Below are 16,792 nucleotides of genomic sequence, written 5' to 3'. Positions count from 1 at the left end.
CACGGAGCCATGGCGCAGGTTGTAATCCTTATCCTTTAATTCCTTTTAACCAATCTTTGAATTTGGTGATCTGTTCAGTCAAGAACGATTCATGTTCTTCCTGTTCCTCTGAACCGATCGGTAAGATATGTTCGAAGTAAGTACCTTTAAGTACTTTCCGCAACAAACCTTCACCCACAAACGGTTTGTCATCGTTTAATGTTTTGGCCGCTTTTAAAAGATGGCGGATATCATATTGTAACGGATTGATATCCGGAACCTGTTTGTTTAAATTTAACAGTTCGTACACGGCAATCCGTGCGGTACGTACCGAGCTTTCCATCGTAAAGACCACATCATTGTTGGTTTCAACAAACTGACCGATTAAGCCCAGGTTTTTACATCCCTCAGGTACCACTCTCGGACGGTCACCCTTTGCTCTTGGCATAAACATAGAGGTAATGTAGGGCATAAATGTCGTACGTACAATCGTATTGTTGATGACATCGTCCAGTTGATCGATAATGCCCAAATGGTAACATAGTTCAGCCAGAATTTCATCTCCGGTACATTGTGGCATTGGCTTTTTGATGTAATTTCCTTCTTTATCCATGAATAAGGCATATACCCACAAGACAAGAACATCATCCGGTTGGCCGGGGAAATGGGGTTGTCTATTACAGGTGAAACTCATCAGCCAATCGGAGTCGGTAATGGTAATAATACCGCCCGTAACGGTTTTTCCAGAATAAGGATCATTAACCGAATATTCTTTGAGTTTTTCGACCAACGCCGAAGGTCTACAGGTAAGGGTTGCAGATTCCCAGGCCGATTTTTCGATGTTACTGCAGAACTTTTCGGGTTTACCGAATATGGCTGATTTCGCGGCGAGATTTTTCCAGAGTTTCCAGCCTGCACTCTGACCGCTGCTGCTGTTGTCGATACCGATGATCGGCGCATTTTTGTTATCCCCGTAGAAAGTGTCTTCTGTCATTGATCCGGTGGTCACAATGACGAAATCTTCTTTTCCGACCGGTATTTTCACTTCTTTGCCATCTTGTTCTGTAATCAGGGCTTCCACAACTTTTCCATCGGTATTGCTTTGGATATCCAGGTCTTTGACCAACACATTGAATCGAATGTTTACACCTTTGCTTTGGAGTACTTTGCGCAAAGGGGTCACAAAGGTATCGTACTGGTTGTATTTTGGGAATACAAGTGATGAAAGATCGTTCAATCCATCGATCGCATGTAGAAAACGATGCATGTACAGTTTTAGTTCGAGTAAACTATGCCAGTTTTCGAAAGCAAACATGGTCCGCCAGAAAGTCCAGAAATTGCTGGCTAAAAATGACTCGCTGAAGTAGTCTTCGATGGTTAAATCATCTAAATCTTCTTTGTTTTTGAGCAGCAATCGAATGATGGCCAGTTGATCTAGCTTACCTAGGCCAAACTTACTGAAGTCTTTTATCTCACCCAGTTTATGAAGAAGCCTTGCTTTGGAATAGTTGGAGTCGTTGTCATTAATCAAACGGTACTCGTCCAGGACACTGTAGGGCGCAGGCATCTCCAATGCAGGAATGTCCTGAAACATGTCCCAAAGATTTTCGTAGGTCATATCCATTTCCCGGCCCCCGCGGATGACATAGCCGTCGGTTGCATTTCCGGTACCATCTAACGAGCCGCCTTCCACATGGAGCTGTTCAAGGAAGGTGATGTTTTCAGCAGGAACATGGCCATCCCGGATAAAATAGTAGGCTGCAGACATCCCTGCTATACCACTTCCGACGATGTAGATTTTACTGTCTTTATATGATTTTGGTGGAATACCTTTATTACGTTGATAGTTTCCGATCTGATCAGAAAAGGGCATCGATTTTTTCGGCGTATTACGTTGTTGTTCTTTGCTTGAATCAGGTTCATGATTTACATTTCCATATTCAGCAGATGCATTTAATACTTTGTCGAATTTTGAGGTGATTTCTTTCATGATTCTTATGTTTTTTAATTCTTGAGTAAAGTTACTAAGACCACCTTAATCATTTGTGCCCTCAAATTCGCTATTGTTCTACCGAATTTCCTCTATCTACATATTTTGTCGCTTTCGGTATTCAGATGGCGATAAGGTGGCGTATTTTTTGAAAAAACGACCAAATGCAGAGATGGAATTAAATCCGATTTCATAAGAAATTTCTGAGATTGTCTTTTCGGGATTCCCGAGCAGCACATAGGCTTCTTTAAGTACATGCTCATCAATAATTTCATGTGGCGTTTTACCTGATGCTCTTTTAACAACCTGAATAAGGTATTTGTTTGAAATAAATAACTGGTCGGCGTAATATTGTACCTCTTTGTATTGATTGCTATGTCGCTGCACCAGGTCTGTAAACTTATAGAACAGGTTGTTGGTCTCTTGCCCACTTTCCGTCGTACTGTGGTCCTTAGAGGCCAATTCGTCGGCGATCTCTAGCAGTAGGTTAAAGATAATCGTGCGGATAATATCTGCTGTAAAATGCGTTGTCCTTAAGGTAACTTCTTTAAGGTAGTCTATTAATTTTAATAGCTTGTCAATTTGTTTGTCTTGGTAGCTGACAATGGTAAAGGTCGAATTTTTGAAAAGCCCCAGTTGCTCAATAAAGAATGGATTGACAATATGTTTAAGCAGGAACGCTTTGTCAAAAAAGAGTAGCTTCATTCTAAAGTCGGGACTGACCTGCGAAAAGCGGATAATCGTTGTTGGAGCGGATACGAGGATATGATTTGTCGAGATATGGTATTCCTGATTGTCTACCTGAATATCAATTTCGCCCGCCGTACAGATACATATGGCATAATAATCAATACGAAAAGCGTTGCTCGGGTATTCAAAAATTGGATTTCCAGAAGAAATATAATAGGGGCGGTGGCAATTTACGCCAAAGAATGATAAGGTATCTTGAAGACTTTCGTGTGTATTACAAGTTGTTTTTACCTTAAACTTCATTGACTTCTTGTTCGGTTTGGGCATATACAGTTCCTATTGTTTTTAATATTCGAATGGGCTTTGTTTATTCGGATGCTGTCCGTTTGAGCAGCAGTTTTTCTGTGGCAATATCGTCTTCTATCCCAACGAAGAAACTTTTGAATCCGAATTTGCTCAGTAGTCGTCTCGATGCGGTGTTATCGGGATCAATAATACCAATCACATCTTTATCTGGATTTAATGTTGTGGCAAGGGCTAGCATCGACTCGCAAATCTGTGTTCCCAGCCCCTTTCCCCAATGTTCTTTGCGGAGCAAATAACCAATTTCGAATACTGTCGGATCTTTTTTATAGTTAACCAGTTTGCAGTCCCCCAAAAGTCTTTGTGTATCGGCCTCAATGACTTTAAAGTAGCCTAAATCAGGAGCCTGGTTGATCGCGAGAATCGAATCGAATTTTCTGCGGGCCTGTTCTTCAGTTAATCCTTTGCCGGTAATATATTTCATGACGTCATCCGCTTTCACCAGGTCGTGGAAAGCATCAAAATCTTCCAATAGGTATTTTTCAAATCGTAACGTATTGTGCATGGCTAATGTGTTTATTTACAAGATAAGGTTGTTTTCTCTTAAATCAAATTATCGGAACTTAAATCATCATCTTTCTGTCTTATTTAACTTTTTCATGATTTTAGTTCTCCAATTTAACTTACATTGCCTTTCTGTAAAGCGGACGGGAAGTTTTTATAAGAATGCTTTTCTGCTGCGATACCGTGTAAACACTTTTTTTAGAGCGAGATAATAGTTATGGAAATAAGAGCGGCAAGCGAAGCTGATTATGCAGCAATTCTGCACATTTGGGAAAATTCGGTTCGGGCGACACATGATTTTTTGAAGGAGGAGGATCTTCAGTTATATAAGAGGCTGATCCCAACCGAGTATTTACCACAATTAAAGGTATATGTCATAGATGACAACGGACAGCCTACAGCTTTTTTCGCTGTCTCCGACGATAATCTGGAAATGTTATTTGTAGATTCAGCATACAGGGGGAAAGGTCTCGGGACTGTGGCACTACAGCATGTACTGGATAAGCTCCAGGTGTATAAAGTTGATGTCAATGAGCAAAACCAGCAGGCGGTTGATTTTTATCTGAAGAAAGGGTACCAGCTTACTGGGCGATCAGCTGTAGATGGTATGGGGAAACCCTATCCGATCTTGCATTTACATCACGAGAGCGCTATTAATGGATTGAAATAATTTTAATAAAATGAAATAACTCATGATACAAGGTTTATACGAAACGCATATTCAGGTGCGGGATTTAGCTAAGTCTGTCGCATTTTATACGGAGGTACTGGGATTACGTGTGGCACATCGTGATCCGACACGTCCCATTGTTTTTCTATGGATTGGAACCGGGAAAGACTATATGTTGGGCCTGTGGCAGGAAGAAACAAACTTTCAACCCAGACATTTTGCTTTTAGCGCAAATAAAGCGGATATATTAAATTATGCCGTGGATTATCTGAAAAAACGGGATCTGACACCCTACAATTTTTTAAAAGATGGTATCGAAGCACCGATGGTCTTCGCATGGATGCCTGCATTGGCCATATACTTTAATGATCCGGATGGCAACCAATTGGAGTTTATCGCAGTTTTGGAAGGGGAGGGCAGGCCCGAATTGGGCGTGCTTTCTTATGCCGATTGGATCGATCGTACAGCAAAATAAGTCGCCCTTTCGCGACTTATTTTGCTGATTTCCACTCTTCGGCAAGGATAGCAAAGACCACATCATCTTCCCATTGACCGTTATGGAAATAGCTTTTTACAAAATGAGCTTCCTGACGAAATCCCAGACTTGTTAAGAGCTGCCTAGATGCCTTGTTTTCTGGAGCTACCGAGGCCGTGATCCGATGTTTATGATACTGACGGAACAGGGCCTCTATAACTGTTTTCAGTCCTTCTTTGGCATATCCCTGTTGCTGGAATTCTTTTTTTATCGTACAGCCCAATTCCACCTGCAGGTGTTCAGTACCAAAAAAATGAACGCCAATATCGCCGATTACAGCCTTTGCTATTTTGTCGGTCATAACGAGCTGAAACCAGGACTCTGGAAGATTGAACGTGTTTGGGTTTTTTGCTATAAATTCATCGACTTCTGCTAAAGAGTCTGGAATCCAGCCCTGGTATTTATTGGTTTCTTTATCTGAACGATACCCGAATATTGCCCGACTGTCTTCCGGCATGATGGGCCGAATCGCTAATCTTTCTGAATCAATGCGCATGGTTTAACGTTTTGAAAATCTGGCTATCGCTTCTTCACGCGTACCTACAAAATTGATTTTTTTTGATTTATTGCTTTCGTAGATAAAATCGTTTAAACTTTTGCTGTTGTATTTGGAGAAATCGCCAACGATGGCAATGTCAAAGCCGTACTGCGTATATTTTTGAAGTATTTCACCGGCAAGTTTTGTTTTAAGTTCGAAGAAATCGTCTGTGATGTTCTCTTGATAAATAATTGCTTTGTATGCTTCTTGCGCGCCACAGTCGACCATAATCTGTAGACCATCATCGAGATTATGGATAAATACGCCTGAACCTTTAACTTCAGCAATGTTTTCGTCACCTAGCTGAATAATAGTGATTTCCATTTTTTTTTGTTGTGTCGTTTGAAAAATATATTTGTGGGACCAGATTCCATGATCCATTGCACTTCGTTGGGATATGCTGTTGAAAATGATCCGAGATAGCGGATAAATAGGTTTTAACCTGCAAATTCTTTCAGCATATTGATTGTTGGACAGAAGAACAGGGAGCCGGTATGTGCTGTACTAAAGTCTAGTATTCTATCGTAATTTCCTTCGGGTTCACCAATAAACATTCTGTTCAGCATCAATTGTACGGTACTGAATGTGCTGGCGTAAGCGATAAAGTAGGTTCCCATTTCATTTGTTGCGATTTGCCCAAAAGGCATATTGTCGCGAACAATCTTTAAATCGTCACCGACATTGGCCAGGGCCGAATGAGAATTGGCCGGTTTTTCATCGTCGCCCATCTCAATATCGTTTGCTTTGCTTCTGCCGATGACCTTTTCCTGATCGGCGACGGGTAAAGAACGCCAGGCATTCATGTCATGAATATATTTTTGTACAAATAAATAGCTTCCACCCTTATAGGCTGCATCCTCATCACCTACGATACCAAAGAAAGCACGATCCTCACCAAGGGGATTTTCCGTTCCGTCGACGAAGCCCAAGATACTTCGGCCATCCCAATATCTGAACCCATGAACTTCCTCCTTGCAATCCGCAACGGGACTTAATAAGGCTGCTATTTCGGTCGCCATGTCAATGCAATAGCTTTTTTCATAAGCGCGAATATGGAAATGTACATCGCCGGGGGTAGCCACAGCAATATGTTTTTGACCGATGATAGGTTCGAAAGGAACCAATTCCTTTGGCATAGGTTCGTTGAGTTCAAGCTTTTTCCAGGCATGGTGGCTTATGCCCAATACCACGCTTGCTTTCACAAGATTTGAACGTACCTGCGCCGAATTGTTGAGATTGACAACCAATGCACATAAGCGTTGGAAGACATCCTTGACGATCCCATTTTCGTGGAAATTCCATACCATAAACACCGTATTGTTGCTCGGTGTATCGATGACATTTTGGGCCTGATGATCCATAAGATAAGTTGTTGTGTGTTGTACAGCCTTGCTAAGCTACAAATAAAATCGGTTGTACGGATAGACTTTTTGATTACTCGAATGCGGTTTTTTGATATAGTTTGACGATTTCATCAATAACTAAATCCGGTTCGTCATAAAAGACATGATGCTCCGCATTTTGAGCCAAAAGATAACGTCTATTGTTTTTTTGATCTGCAAATTTTTTAAGGGCAGCAATAAATAAACTGCGATCGGGTTCTTCAAAAGGTGATTTTCCTGAGCCAATGACAGTCATAGGGACATTGATTTTTCCTGCAACCTCATGTAAAACAGCCGTTGACGCTTCGTAGTTTAAAACGAGGTGATAGAACCCTAGGCTTTCTTTTTTGATGTGATCAAGCTCACTGGCATATTCGCTCTTCAATGATTTGGATCGCTCCATGGTCATGAGATAAGGGGAGACAATATCGATCATTACTGTGCCAACAACCTGACCAGGATGGGTCGTTATAAATTTCATCGTATAGTTACCACCGAAGGAATGGGCAACAAAAAAGTACCGATCACGATAGCCCAATTGCTGCAAGGCAGTTTTAAGATCCTTTACTTCATTTGTCAAGCTAATGTTAACGGTGTCTATTTCACTTTTCCCAAAGCCCGCCCGGTCATAAGTAATTAATGGTGCGCCCAATTTGCTGGACAGGGGTTCCAATAGCTTTCTCCAAACGGAAGCATCATTTCCCGCTCCAGATTCAAAGACAATGGGGATACCTTTTCCTTCCATTAAAGTGAAATGAAGGTTGTGGTTACCTACATTGATCATGGTATCCCTGAGCTGTGCTTTTACGGCCAGCCCGGGGAGTGTCAGTAGGAGGAAAACGGATAAAAGGAGATTATACTTTAGCCCGTACATCGTTCATTTTAAGTGTCATGCTTGTCGCTTCTGTTTCGATCCATTGGCTGTATTCTGCGATAGCCTGTAAGCGAAGTTCGTCCGAGATATACCCTTCCGTAACCATTTGTCGCGACTGGGCGACTTTGTTCCAGATGGCCAGATTGGTATCAAAGTTAGCTTCTCCTTTTTTGTAGGTCTGATCGGCATTGATAACCTGAACCGAATGGAAACCTGCTTCCTGGAGCAATGCCGCGACCTCATCAGCAACACGATTGTTCATCCCTGCATCTGCTCTCCATTGCAGGAAAGTGCGGTAAAATGTGCGCATGCTTTCTGGCGGAGCGGGGGTCCATTCAATGGCGGTATGATTGTAGTCTAAAATAGAGATTTGTCCGCCAGGTTTTAACCAGGATTTAAATAAGCCTAATGCTCTGGGAATATCACTTAACCATTGCATGGTGCGCGCCGTTATAATCAGGTCGAACGGATGTTGAGGTTGATAATCAAAAATATTGCTGCAGACCAAGTTCAGATTTTTGGTGTTGCCGTATAGTTCATTGCCACTATCTATAAAGGACTGTGTATTATCGAGCCCGATTATGGTTCCGTCACCGATATAAGTCGCGACCTCATTCGTGAGTGTTCCGGTACCACAGCCCACATCCAAGATTTCCATGCCAGGAGACAGTAAGGGAATAATCGTTCTGTAATCGGAGGAAAGTGTTCTTCTTTCAAATATCTTATTTGCTTGTTGATCCTTTCTGTCGATAAATTTCTCTTTCATTGAATTGGGTTTAGTTGACTGTAAATATAGCTTTTGCCTTCCGGTTAAAAAAACTTCTATTCGTTTAATCGTTTTTGTCGCGCTAATCTGACCAACAGTTGAGAATATTCCTTGCTTTGTTTATGATTACGATCAATCGAATACCATATTTTCCATTAAGAAGGGTATAATAGTCTTTTTGCAAGGTATTAACAAGGGTTTAACAGGGGTTTTACCCCTGCTAAACCCCTGTTATACCCCTGTTAACCCCCTGTAATATCCCTGTTATTATCGGAACTGATGTTAAGCAATTTCAAACCTGTATCGGGCGATAAAAGAAGATCTTTTACTGCTTTATAAGGATCATTTTCTATTTTATAGCAACAGCGATACTTTGCGATTAATACCCTAATTAGGAAATTATTTTATGGCGGTTCGCTGTTTTTTTAATAATAGTTTTTTATATTGTTATACAACAGCACTGGTGCTGTGTAATTACACAAAGATATCCTGATATTATGCGAAAAGTATGTAAAGTTCTCCTGCTAATGTATTGTGCTGTTTTTCTTTCAGCCTGTTCTTCCAACTATCTCATGACGTTCAATGGGGAGAACGTAAAAAAAGATGAAGACAAGGGAACGTTTTCATTTAAAAATGATACGGTACAGATTGATTATTCCTTCGCCGACAGAGATGGTCGAATTTACCTTCGGATAGAAAATAAAATCGATAAACCGATTTTATGGGATCTTAAGAGTTCGGCTATGGTTATTAATGGTAAAACGCAAAGCTATTCTGCTGAACAAGCTGCTTTTAATGGAAAGATGAATGCTTCGGTTTCCGATATAAACGCCGGTAAATCCACTATATTCAACGAAACTTGGGTGAACGGTTATATCACGGGGTCGGTAAATTTGCCTAAAGATGTGGTACTTATCCCACCGCATGCCTATGTGGATGGGCATTATTTTGATTTTAAAAACGATGTTAAATCCATTGTACGATCAGCCCAAAAAGAAAAAGTGTATATGTATGATATGAGTGGCGAAAGTTTTGCGGTAAAACTTGCCCGATTTGAAGGTGCTGATTCACCTTACAGTTTACGTAGCTATTTGACTTATTCGATTTTAGAAGATGGTAAAGCTATTGTTAAAACTACGGAGCAAAAATTTTATGCAGCCCAGCTTTGGCAGACCGGTGCAGTAGCACTTAATAATATTCTAGAACTGTATAATAGGCGCGGAGACGTGTTGGCTGTTAAGGAAAAAAAAGGACAGGAGGCTATGATCGTTGGGGGTGCCTTAGCATTAACTGCAGCGGCCGCAGCAATTGACCCGAAAGTAACTGAATAGTACCCAAAGCCATCTACTACGGCTGTAGGTTATGCTCGTCTAAGCTGTAACCGGCATGATTTAATCCGGCACAGCTTAGACAAACAATAAGTTCGAATTATTGTTTAAGATATTAGATTCCTTTTGTCCTCAAAGGCAAAAAAGCTGTATCACTTATTAAAAAAATCTATACATATGAAGTATCTTGCACAATTTATGTTGATCGTCTTTCTTTTTGTTGCTAACGAAGGTCGATCCTGTACACGCGTTGTTTATAAAGGACCTAATCAGACCGTTATCACAGCTAGAAGTATGGACTGGAGAGACGATATCGCGGCCAATTTATGGGTATTTCCGCGCGGCGTAGCAAGAAGCGGGGAGGTAGGGCCGCAGTCATTGCAGTGGACTTCACAATATGGTAGTGTTGTTTCCAGTGCGTGGGACATTGCTACGGTCGATGGTTTAAATGAAAAGGGATTAGTGGCCAATGTACTCTGGCTTGTCGAATCTACTTATCCTAAATTTGATCCAGCAGGACCAAAAAAAGGTCTTGCAATCTCGGCTTGGGCCCAATATGTTTTGGATAATTTTGCGACCGTCAATGAAGCCGTATCTGCCTTAAAGGATGAACCATTTGTGATTGTAAGTGATTATATCCCGGGCACTACCAAATTTACGACGGTGCATTTATCGCTTTCAGATGCCACAGGCGATAACGCTATATTTGAATACATCAACGGGAAATTGGTTATTCATCACGATGCGGCTTATACCGTCATGACAAATTCTCCTGTCTTCGAAGATCAACTTGCGCTAAACAGGTATTGGCAAGGAATTCCGGGAACTATTATGCTTCCGGGAACAAACCGCGCTGCTGATCGTTTTGTGAGGGCTTCTTATTACATTAATGCGATTCCGCAGACCGATGATTTGCGGCTTTCTGTTGCGAGCGTTTTCAGTGTGATCAGAAACTGTTCCGTTCCATTTGGAATAAGTTCCGAAACGGAGCCCAATATTTCCTCTACGCGGTGGCGATCTGTAGCTGATCAGAAGAATAAAGTCTATTATTTTGAGAATGTATTGGTTCCGGGAACGTTGTGGGTGGATCTGGCTAAATTTGATTTAAAGAAAGGTGCTCCAACGATGAAGTTGGATATGAAGCAAGGGATGGCAATAAATGGCATTTCAAATACGCTGTTTAAGGCTGCCCAACCCTTTAAATTTATGGGTATTTAAATTAGAAAGACCGAATAAATTAGAAAGACCGAACCCAGTTGTAATGGGTTCGGTCTTTCTTTTGTTTAGGATGTAGGAGATGTCCTAGTTGACTGAGGTTCCGTCTATAATCTCTTCATCCGCTTTGCTGACCAATTTAGTATCTTGTTTTACGTCACCAAATATTTCGATCTGACCATCGATGCTGCGTCCTTTCTGTACAGGGATACGTTGGGTTTTGCCAGCAACGACAGCAATCACAAAACTTCCTTCGCCCGAAGTAAATACCGCTGATTTTGGCACAACGAAAGTACTGTCTTGCGATGTTAAAGGTAATTCGACCTCTGCAACCATGCCGGGCAATAGCTTGTTGTCGGTATTGTTAATATCAATTTCTACCCGTTCGGATCTTAATCTACTGTCCAAGGCACCCGATTTGCGTGCGATCTTACCGGAGAAGGTTTGTCCAGGCAATGATTTGACGGTAAATTGCAAGGGCTGGTTTTCAGCTAGAAAACCCGAATATTGTTCTGGAACAGCAACGGCTAACCGGAGTTTACGTTGTTGTTGAATGGTCATGATGGGCATTTCCGAACCACGGCCAGCTGGACCAACATAGGCGCCTTGATTGACATTTCTTGTTGCGATGACACCGTCGAAGGGTGCTCTGATTTCCAAATAATTCAAGAGGTTTTGTACTTCTGCATAGGCTGATTTAGCGGCTTGGTACTGGGCAAAATCAGCATTCTTTTTTGACTCAGCAACCTCAAGATCGAGTCTAGCCACAGTTCCTTCCACCTTGCTGGTTTCGAAGAGTCTATCGTAAGTGCTCTTTGTAGCCATATAAACTGCTTCTTGCGATTTGAGCCGCGATTTTGCAGCAGATAGCTGTGAACTCAATTCGGGAGCTTCCAAGACAGCCAACAACTGGCCTGCATGCACTTTACTGCCGATGTCCACATTGAGGCTTTTGACATAGCTGCTGACCTTGGCGTAAATTTCGACCTGCTGGAATCCCGTGATTTCCCCAGGGATCTGCATTTTATTGGTTAATTTCTGTTTGGAAGGTACAAATGTCTCCATTGCCGGAGCTGCAGCTTCGGGACTTTCTTTTTTGACATTTTCCTCGGCTGCCGAATGGCATCCTGTTAAGGATGCGATCAGGCCGGCGATAGATAATATTTTGAACAAATTATTTTTCATATTTTATAGATTATACTGCTTTTACGATAAGGGTTTTAATGCGGCAATATAGTGTTTACTTTCTTTGTCTTCAGGATCTAATGAGATCGATTGTGTACTGCTTTTTTCTTGCGCCCAAGCAAATATGAGCGGTAAGATGACGAGTACGGCAAATGTCGAAAATAGTAATCCGCCAATGACGGCTCTACCGAGTGGTGAAACTTGTTCACCACCTTCGCCATGGCCAATGGCCATAGGGAGCATGCCTACAATCATGGCCAAACTGGTCATGATAATGGGTCTAAGCCGTAAGGATGCTGCCTCACGAGCTGCAGCCAGCGCATCTCCATGATGCCGACGGATATGTTCGGCATTGGTGATGAGTAGAACAGCGTTCGCAATGGATACACCCACCGACATGATAATCCCCATGTAGGATTGTAAGTTGAGGGTAGATCCGGTTAACAACAATAGAAGTAATGACCCCAGCACCACCGCAGGAACTGTGGTGAGTACAACCATAGAAACTTTGAACGATTGGAAATTGGCTGATAGCATCAGGAATATAACGATAATGGCTACAGCCAAACCAGATTCAAGGCTGCTCATGGTTTCTTCCAATACTTTTCCGAGGCCTATTTGCTCCATGGATAATCCACGCGGGAGTTCACCAAGGGCTTTGATACTACGTTTTACATCTTTGGAGGCTGTTTTCAAATCGGTATGATCAATATTTGCTGTAACTGATACATAGGGCATCGCGCCCAAATTGTCATTTTCTCCATAAGTGAAGGACGGTGTGATGGTTGCAACGTCGCTCAGTATTGGCCGCGCCGAATTTTTCAATAAAGGGATTTCACCGATTTCTTTCTCATCTTTCATTTTATCGATGGGAACCTGAACTTGGACATTATACGAGAGTCCTGCTTTTTCATCGATCCAGGTGTTTTTTTCGGTATAACGCGAAGATGAGGTGGACGCGATGAGCGATCGTGTTACTTCGCTGAGATCGATACCCAATTGTGCAGCTCTAATGCGATCTATTTTAATATCGTACGAAGGATATTTAATGGATTGTGCTAATTGTACATCTCTAAAGTAAGGGATGGCTTTTAGTTCCTCGATCAATTTTCCGGCGTACTTTTCGTTGTTCTTTTTGTTTTTTCCTGCTATCCGAACTTCAATAGGGGTAGGCGACCCCTGGCTTAATACTTTATCCGTAAGTTCGATCGGTTCAAAGGATACCTGTACATCGGGAACTGCTGCTTTCAGGCGTTTTCGGTATTCATCACGGAAACTGTCCATATCATGATGGTAGTCTTTCAGTGCTATTTGGAAAACAGCTTCATGTGGACCGGCCATGAAAAGATAGATCGGCGATACTGAAAACTGCCCCGGGTGCTGACCGATATAGACAGAAGATATGCTGATATGTTCTTTGCCAACCAGTTTTTCCAGTTCGGCCAGCGCCAGTTTTGCTTTTTCTTCGGTGCGTTCGATACGTGTACCTTCAGCGGCACGAAGGCGCATTTGAAACTGGCTGGAGTTGACTTTCGGAAATACATCCTGGCCTATCGTGGAAAGTAAAATGACAACAAGACTTAGCGCTCCAAGCAGATAGATCACCGTAATGGTTTTCTTTCTTTTGAACAAGCGATCGATCATTTTCATGAATCTGTTTCTGAACCGTTCAAAAATACTGATCTTTCCATCGTTGTTAAAGTCGTCACGTTCCACCAATAGTTTCTTCTGATTCAAGGTATCCTGTTCGGATTCTACGGTCAGTCCAGATGCTGCAAACTGGGCTTCATCTGCATTTAAACCCTCGGATTTGGTCGCATGTGGAGCCTTATGGGCATGATCTTTCATAAACCAGTTTGCCATGATGGGAACGAATGTCTGCGAAAGAAGAAAGGATATGATCATCGAAAATCCAATGGACAGGGCCAAGGGAAGAAATAGCGAGCCCGGAATTCCCGTCATGGTAAATGCAGGTGCAAATACGGCTAATATACAGAGCAGGATCAATAATTTTGGTAAGGCGATCTCCTTACAGGCATCCCAGATAGCCAAGGCTTTGGGTTTACCCATATCCAGATGCTGGTGTATATTCTCGATCGTTACCGTACTTTCGTCGACCAAGATACCAATAGCCAGGGCTAGTCCGCTGAGGGACATGAGGTTGATGGTCTGCCCGAAGAGTTTCAGAAAGAGCACTCCGGATATCACGGATATCGGTATGGTCAGGATAACGATCAGCGCGGCTCTTCGATCACCTAAAAATAGGAGCACCATAAGTCCGGTCAGGATAGCTCCGATGGCACCTTCGGTAATCAAACTCTTTACCGAATTGATGACATAAACGGATTGATCAAATTCATACGATAACTTGACGTCGTCGGGCAAATTCTCCTGAATTTTTGGTAAAGCTGCTTTTAAGTTCTGGACGACTTCCCATGTGGAGGCATCGCCAGCTTTGGCAATACTGACGTATACGGAGCGCTTGCCGTTGACCAAGGCGTAGCCTGCAGTAACATCAGCTCCGTCCTTTACCGTAGCGATATCTCCAAGGTAAAGATTTTGTACCCCACCTTTAAAAAGCGGGATTTTTTCAAAATCTTTGACATCTTTAATGGTATTATTGGTCGGCGTAATGTAGTTTTTATCCTGAATACGCACGTTTCCTGCCGGGGCGGTTTGATTGTTTAGTCTCAACGCTTCTACGACTTGGTCGGGCGTCATATTGTGGCTCCGCATCAAATCAGGGTCAACGTTGACCTCAATTGTACGTGGACTTCCTCCAAAAGGAGGGGGCGACAATAAGCCGGGGATTGACGTAAACGATGCCCGGACATAGACGTTGGCCAGATCTTGCAGTTCATTATTAGATCGTTTGTTACTGCTCAATACCAGTTGACCTACAGGAAGTGACGAGGCATCAAAACGAATAATGAAAGGCGGTTGTGAGCCAGGAGGAAATGAGGCTTGGATCCGATTGGCCAAGGCACTTAGTTCGGCTGCAGCCTGTGCCATGTTGGTGTCTTCGTAATACGATACTTTCATTAAGGTCAGACCCTGAATATTCTTGGTCTCAATAGATTTGACCCCATTGGCAAAAAGAAGGATATTAACGTAGTTTTTAGCAAAATAAGATTCCATTTGATCTGGCGAATAGCCACCAAATGGATGGGCAATATAAATAACCGGAAGGTTCATTTTTGGCAGGATATCCACCTTGATCGATCGAACGGCACCTATGCCAAAGACAATAAGTCCCAATACGAGTACGAGGATGGATATCGGTTTGCGTAAGGCAAAACGTATTAAATTCATGTAATGTTATTTATAGTTCTTTGTTGAAAATATCAAAATCTCCCGCAGCTGCGGCTTTTAATAAAAGCGACTGCCAAAGGTTGATGTGGACGATCTCACGATCGGTCTCGGCTCTATTGAGTGTATAAAGGGTCTGTGTAACGTCGACAAGCGTAGCTAGGCCGTTTTTATACATCGTCATTTTTTGATTGTAAGCTTGCTGGGCTGCCGACACTTGTCGGGGAGCTTCTAAATCACTTTTTCGGGCCAATCGAATTTTAACATCAGCAGCATCCAGCTGTGCTGCCAATTGGGCTTCGGCGGTTTGGTATTCTTCTCTTAGGGCATCATTCGTAAAGCGCTGTGCACTGATTTTTTTATTAATGCGTGCAATAGAAGTCAGATTCCAGTTTATGCCCAATCCCAAGAGATAATTTTGCCTACTGGGACGAACGCCTTGCCAATAATTTGTGCTATAAGCTTGTAGATCCGTAATGTAGTCGCTCTTAAAACCTGATCCTCTTGTCTGAAAAACACCAAAGGCGCTTACAGTGGGAAGATATTCTTTGGTTGATAATTTTAATTGTTGTTCACCCAATTCAATTTTACTTTTATAAAATTGCAGAATAGGATTACTTTCAATCAAGTTGTCTGAAAGGGGAGTTAGCTGTACTGGTGTTTTCTGGACGAGCAAGGTATCTATTTGCAGGTTTTTTGCTGGTATTCCCATCAGTACTGTTAATTTGTTGTTTTGCTCTTTAACATTTTCGCTGGCCTGGTTGAGGCTGATCTTTGCACGTGAGACTTCGGCAGAAGCTAGCGTTGAATCTACGCCGGGCAATATGCCGTTTTTTACTTTCGTGGCAGCGATATTTAAAAATACCAGTGCACGGTCGAGGTTCATCTGTTGATTTTTTTCCAAGCGCTGACTCGCCAATAAATTGAGGTAAGCTGCAGCAATCTTGACTTTATGCTGGAACTGTTCCTGGCCGAGATCGGCCTGTAGTCGTTTGGTATCAGATTTGGCCAATTCGATCCGTTCTTTTTTTCGTCCAAAGGTGTAAATGTCCCAATTGACGTTGGCTAAGTAAAGCGCGCCAAATGCGGCATTCCAATTTTGTTCGGGAAGAGCGGCTCCTGAAGAAGCTACCCCTAGTCCGCCAAATCCATACAGTGGACCATTTTGTCCATTGACTGTTCCAAAGTCCTGTTGCGCTACGATGTTCAGATTGGGCCAAAAGTCGCGTTTGACTTGTTCATTGGTCTGCAGGGAAGACTGGAGATAATATTCCTTTGCCTTGATATTTCCATAATTTGCAAGACCCTGTTCTACGGCGTCGCGCAGTGTAAGCGTCTGAGCGAAGGAGGAGGATGTCGCAAGTGACACAGCCAATGACAGCACTAAATTCAATTTCAGCATAGGTTATCTATCATTTTATGGACACGAAGATAGCGATGAGCTAGGCTGTAAGGCCCCTTTTA

General features: G+C 42.4%; 15 protein-coding genes. 4 read left to right on the top strand and 11 right to left on the bottom strand.

Annotation, left to right across the window (positions count from 1 at the left end; genetic code table 11):
• Positions 1-28: 28 nt before the first annotated feature.
• The 3 genes from AAH582_RS19115 to AAH582_RS19105 all read right to left on the bottom strand — a co-directional run bounded on the left by AAH582_RS19115 (position 29) and on the right by AAH582_RS19105 (position 3,527).
• The gene (locus AAH582_RS19115; protein WP_343319704.1) at positions 29-1,969 is read right to left on the bottom strand and encodes an oleate hydratase; all 1,941 of its coding nucleotides are present in this window, start codon (positions 1,967-1,969) and stop codon (positions 29-31) included.
• Between the two features lie 96 nt (positions 1,970-2,065).
• On the bottom strand, positions 2,066-2,962 hold the full coding sequence (locus AAH582_RS19110) for a helix-turn-helix domain-containing protein (protein WP_343319702.1): 897 nt from the start codon (positions 2,960-2,962) through the stop codon (positions 2,066-2,068).
• A gap of 64 nt (positions 2,963-3,026) precedes the next feature.
• Complete coding sequence (locus AAH582_RS19105) at positions 3,027-3,527, bottom strand: GNAT family N-acetyltransferase (protein ID WP_343319700.1); 501 nt, start codon at positions 3,525-3,527, stop codon at positions 3,027-3,029.
• Between the two features lie 216 nt (positions 3,528-3,743).
• Between AAH582_RS19105 and AAH582_RS19100 the strand changes: the two genes are divergently transcribed.
• The gene (locus AAH582_RS19100) at positions 3,744-4,196 is read left to right on the top strand and encodes an acetyltransferase (RefSeq protein WP_343319698.1); all 453 of its coding nucleotides are present in this window, start codon (positions 3,744-3,746) and stop codon (positions 4,194-4,196) included.
• Between the two features lie 22 nt (positions 4,197-4,218).
• On the top strand, positions 4,219-4,671 hold the full coding sequence (locus tag AAH582_RS19095; protein ID WP_046675033.1) for a VOC family protein: 453 nt from the start codon (positions 4,219-4,221) through the stop codon (positions 4,669-4,671).
• Positions 4,672-4,687: 16 nt separating this feature from the next.
• Here the strand turns inward: AAH582_RS19095 and AAH582_RS19090 are convergent, their stop codons facing one another.
• From AAH582_RS19090 to AAH582_RS19070, 5 genes are all read right to left on the bottom strand, one after another.
• Positions 4,688-5,227 (bottom strand): GNAT family N-acetyltransferase, encoded by a 540-nt coding sequence (locus AAH582_RS19090; RefSeq protein ID WP_343319694.1) that lies wholly within the window; start codon positions 5,225-5,227, stop codon positions 4,688-4,690.
• A gap of 3 nt (positions 5,228-5,230) precedes the next feature.
• The gene (locus AAH582_RS19085; RefSeq protein WP_046675035.1) at positions 5,231-5,593 is read right to left on the bottom strand and encodes a DUF4180 domain-containing protein; all 363 of its coding nucleotides are present in this window, start codon (positions 5,591-5,593) and stop codon (positions 5,231-5,233) included.
• Positions 5,594-5,706: 113 nt separating this feature from the next.
• Positions 5,707-6,630: a Dyp-type peroxidase gene (locus tag AAH582_RS19080; protein ID WP_343319693.1), complete on the bottom strand. Its 924-nt coding sequence runs from the start codon at positions 6,628-6,630 to the stop codon at positions 5,707-5,709.
• A 73-nt stretch (positions 6,631-6,703) separates the two neighbouring features.
• Positions 6,704-7,525 (bottom strand): alpha/beta fold hydrolase, encoded by an 822-nt coding sequence (locus tag AAH582_RS19075; RefSeq protein WP_343319690.1) that lies wholly within the window; start codon positions 7,523-7,525, stop codon positions 6,704-6,706.
• Positions 7,506-8,291, bottom strand: coding sequence for a methyltransferase domain-containing protein (locus AAH582_RS19070; protein WP_343319687.1), 786 nt, complete (start codon positions 8,289-8,291; stop codon positions 7,506-7,508). The genes AAH582_RS19075 and AAH582_RS19070 overlap by 20 nt, the downstream gene beginning before the upstream one ends.
• Before the next feature lie 497 nt (positions 8,292-8,788).
• Here AAH582_RS19070 and AAH582_RS19065 point away from each other — a divergent pair, with 497 nt between their 5' ends.
• Together AAH582_RS19065 and AAH582_RS19060 are read left to right on the top strand one after the other, a co-directional pair.
• Positions 8,789-9,622 carry a hypothetical protein gene (locus AAH582_RS19065; RefSeq protein WP_343319685.1) on the top strand — a complete coding sequence of 278 codons (834 nt, stop codon included), beginning with the start codon at positions 8,789-8,791 and terminating at the stop codon, positions 9,620-9,622.
• 174 nt (positions 9,623-9,796) lie between these two features.
• Complete coding sequence (locus tag AAH582_RS19060) at positions 9,797-10,837, top strand: linear amide C-N hydrolase (RefSeq protein WP_286753330.1); 1,041 nt, start codon at positions 9,797-9,799, stop codon at positions 10,835-10,837.
• Positions 10,838-10,921: 84 nt separating this feature from the next.
• Here the strand turns inward: AAH582_RS19060 and AAH582_RS19055 are convergent, their stop codons facing one another.
• The 3 genes from AAH582_RS19055 to AAH582_RS19045 are packed head-to-tail and all read right to left on the bottom strand — an operon-like array spanning position 10,922 to position 16,730.
• The gene (locus AAH582_RS19055; protein ID WP_286842222.1) at positions 10,922-12,019 is read right to left on the bottom strand and encodes an efflux RND transporter periplasmic adaptor subunit; all 1,098 of its coding nucleotides are present in this window, start codon (positions 12,017-12,019) and stop codon (positions 10,922-10,924) included.
• Between the two features lie 21 nt (positions 12,020-12,040).
• Positions 12,041-15,331: an efflux RND transporter permease subunit gene (locus AAH582_RS19050; protein WP_343319683.1), complete on the bottom strand. Its 3,291-nt coding sequence runs from the start codon at positions 15,329-15,331 to the stop codon at positions 12,041-12,043.
• 10 nt (positions 15,332-15,341) lie between these two features.
• Positions 15,342-16,730 carry a TolC family protein gene (locus AAH582_RS19045; protein WP_343319681.1) on the bottom strand — a complete coding sequence of 463 codons (1,389 nt, stop codon included), beginning with the start codon at positions 16,728-16,730 and terminating at the stop codon, positions 15,342-15,344.
• Positions 16,731-16,792 lie beyond the last annotated feature (62 nt).

This window comes from Sphingobacterium multivorum (assembly GCF_039511225.1).
Classification (GTDB): domain Bacteria; phylum Bacteroidota; class Bacteroidia; order Sphingobacteriales; family Sphingobacteriaceae; genus Sphingobacterium.
This window is presented reverse-complemented; position numbering and strand designations above follow the sequence as displayed.

What these genes read in the sequence shown, in the direction of transcription:
- AAH582_RS19085 (WP_046675035.1), bottom strand. Translation starts at nt 5,593, where the DNA reads ATGGAAATCACTATTATTCAGCTAGGTGACGAAAACATTGCTGAAGTT.
- AAH582_RS19050 (WP_343319683.1), bottom strand. Translation starts at nt 15,331, where the DNA reads ATGAATTTAATACGTTTTGCCTTACGCAAACCGATATCCATCCTCGTA.
- AAH582_RS19060 (WP_286753330.1), top strand. Translation starts at nt 9,797, where the DNA reads ATGAAGTATCTTGCACAATTTATGTTGATCGTCTTTCTTTTTGTTGCT.
- AAH582_RS19080 (WP_343319693.1), bottom strand. Translation starts at nt 6,630, where the DNA reads ATGGATCATCAGGCCCAAAATGTCATCGATACACCGAGCAACAATACG.
- AAH582_RS19115 (WP_343319704.1), bottom strand. Translation starts at nt 1,969, where the DNA reads ATGAAAGAAATCACCTCAAAATTCGACAAAGTATTAAATGCATCTGCT.
- AAH582_RS19065 (WP_343319685.1), top strand. Translation starts at nt 8,789, where the DNA reads ATGCGAAAAGTATGTAAAGTTCTCCTGCTAATGTATTGTGCTGTTTTT.
- AAH582_RS19055 (WP_286842222.1), bottom strand. Translation starts at nt 12,019, where the DNA reads ATGAAAAATAATTTGTTCAAAATATTATCTATCGCCGGCCTGATCGCA.
- AAH582_RS19100 (WP_343319698.1), top strand. Translation starts at nt 3,744, where the DNA reads ATGGAAATAAGAGCGGCAAGCGAAGCTGATTATGCAGCAATTCTGCAC.
- AAH582_RS19110 (WP_343319702.1), bottom strand. Translation starts at nt 2,962, where the DNA reads ATGAAGTTTAAGGTAAAAACAACTTGTAATACACACGAAAGTCTTCAA.
- AAH582_RS19075 (WP_343319690.1), bottom strand. Translation starts at nt 7,525, where the DNA reads ATGTACGGGCTAAAGTATAATCTCCTTTTATCCGTTTTCCTCCTACTG.
- AAH582_RS19090 (WP_343319694.1), bottom strand. Translation starts at nt 5,227, where the DNA reads ATGCGCATTGATTCAGAAAGATTAGCGATTCGGCCCATCATGCCGGAA.
- AAH582_RS19105 (WP_343319700.1), bottom strand. Translation starts at nt 3,527, where the DNA reads ATGCACAATACGTTACGATTTGAAAAATACCTATTGGAAGATTTTGAT.
- AAH582_RS19045 (WP_343319681.1), bottom strand. Translation starts at nt 16,730, where the DNA reads ATGCTGAAATTGAATTTAGTGCTGTCATTGGCTGTGTCACTTGCGACA.
- AAH582_RS19095 (WP_046675033.1), top strand. Translation starts at nt 4,219, where the DNA reads ATGATACAAGGTTTATACGAAACGCATATTCAGGTGCGGGATTTAGCT.
- AAH582_RS19070 (WP_343319687.1), bottom strand. Translation starts at nt 8,291, where the DNA reads ATGAAAGAGAAATTTATCGACAGAAAGGATCAACAAGCAAATAAGATA.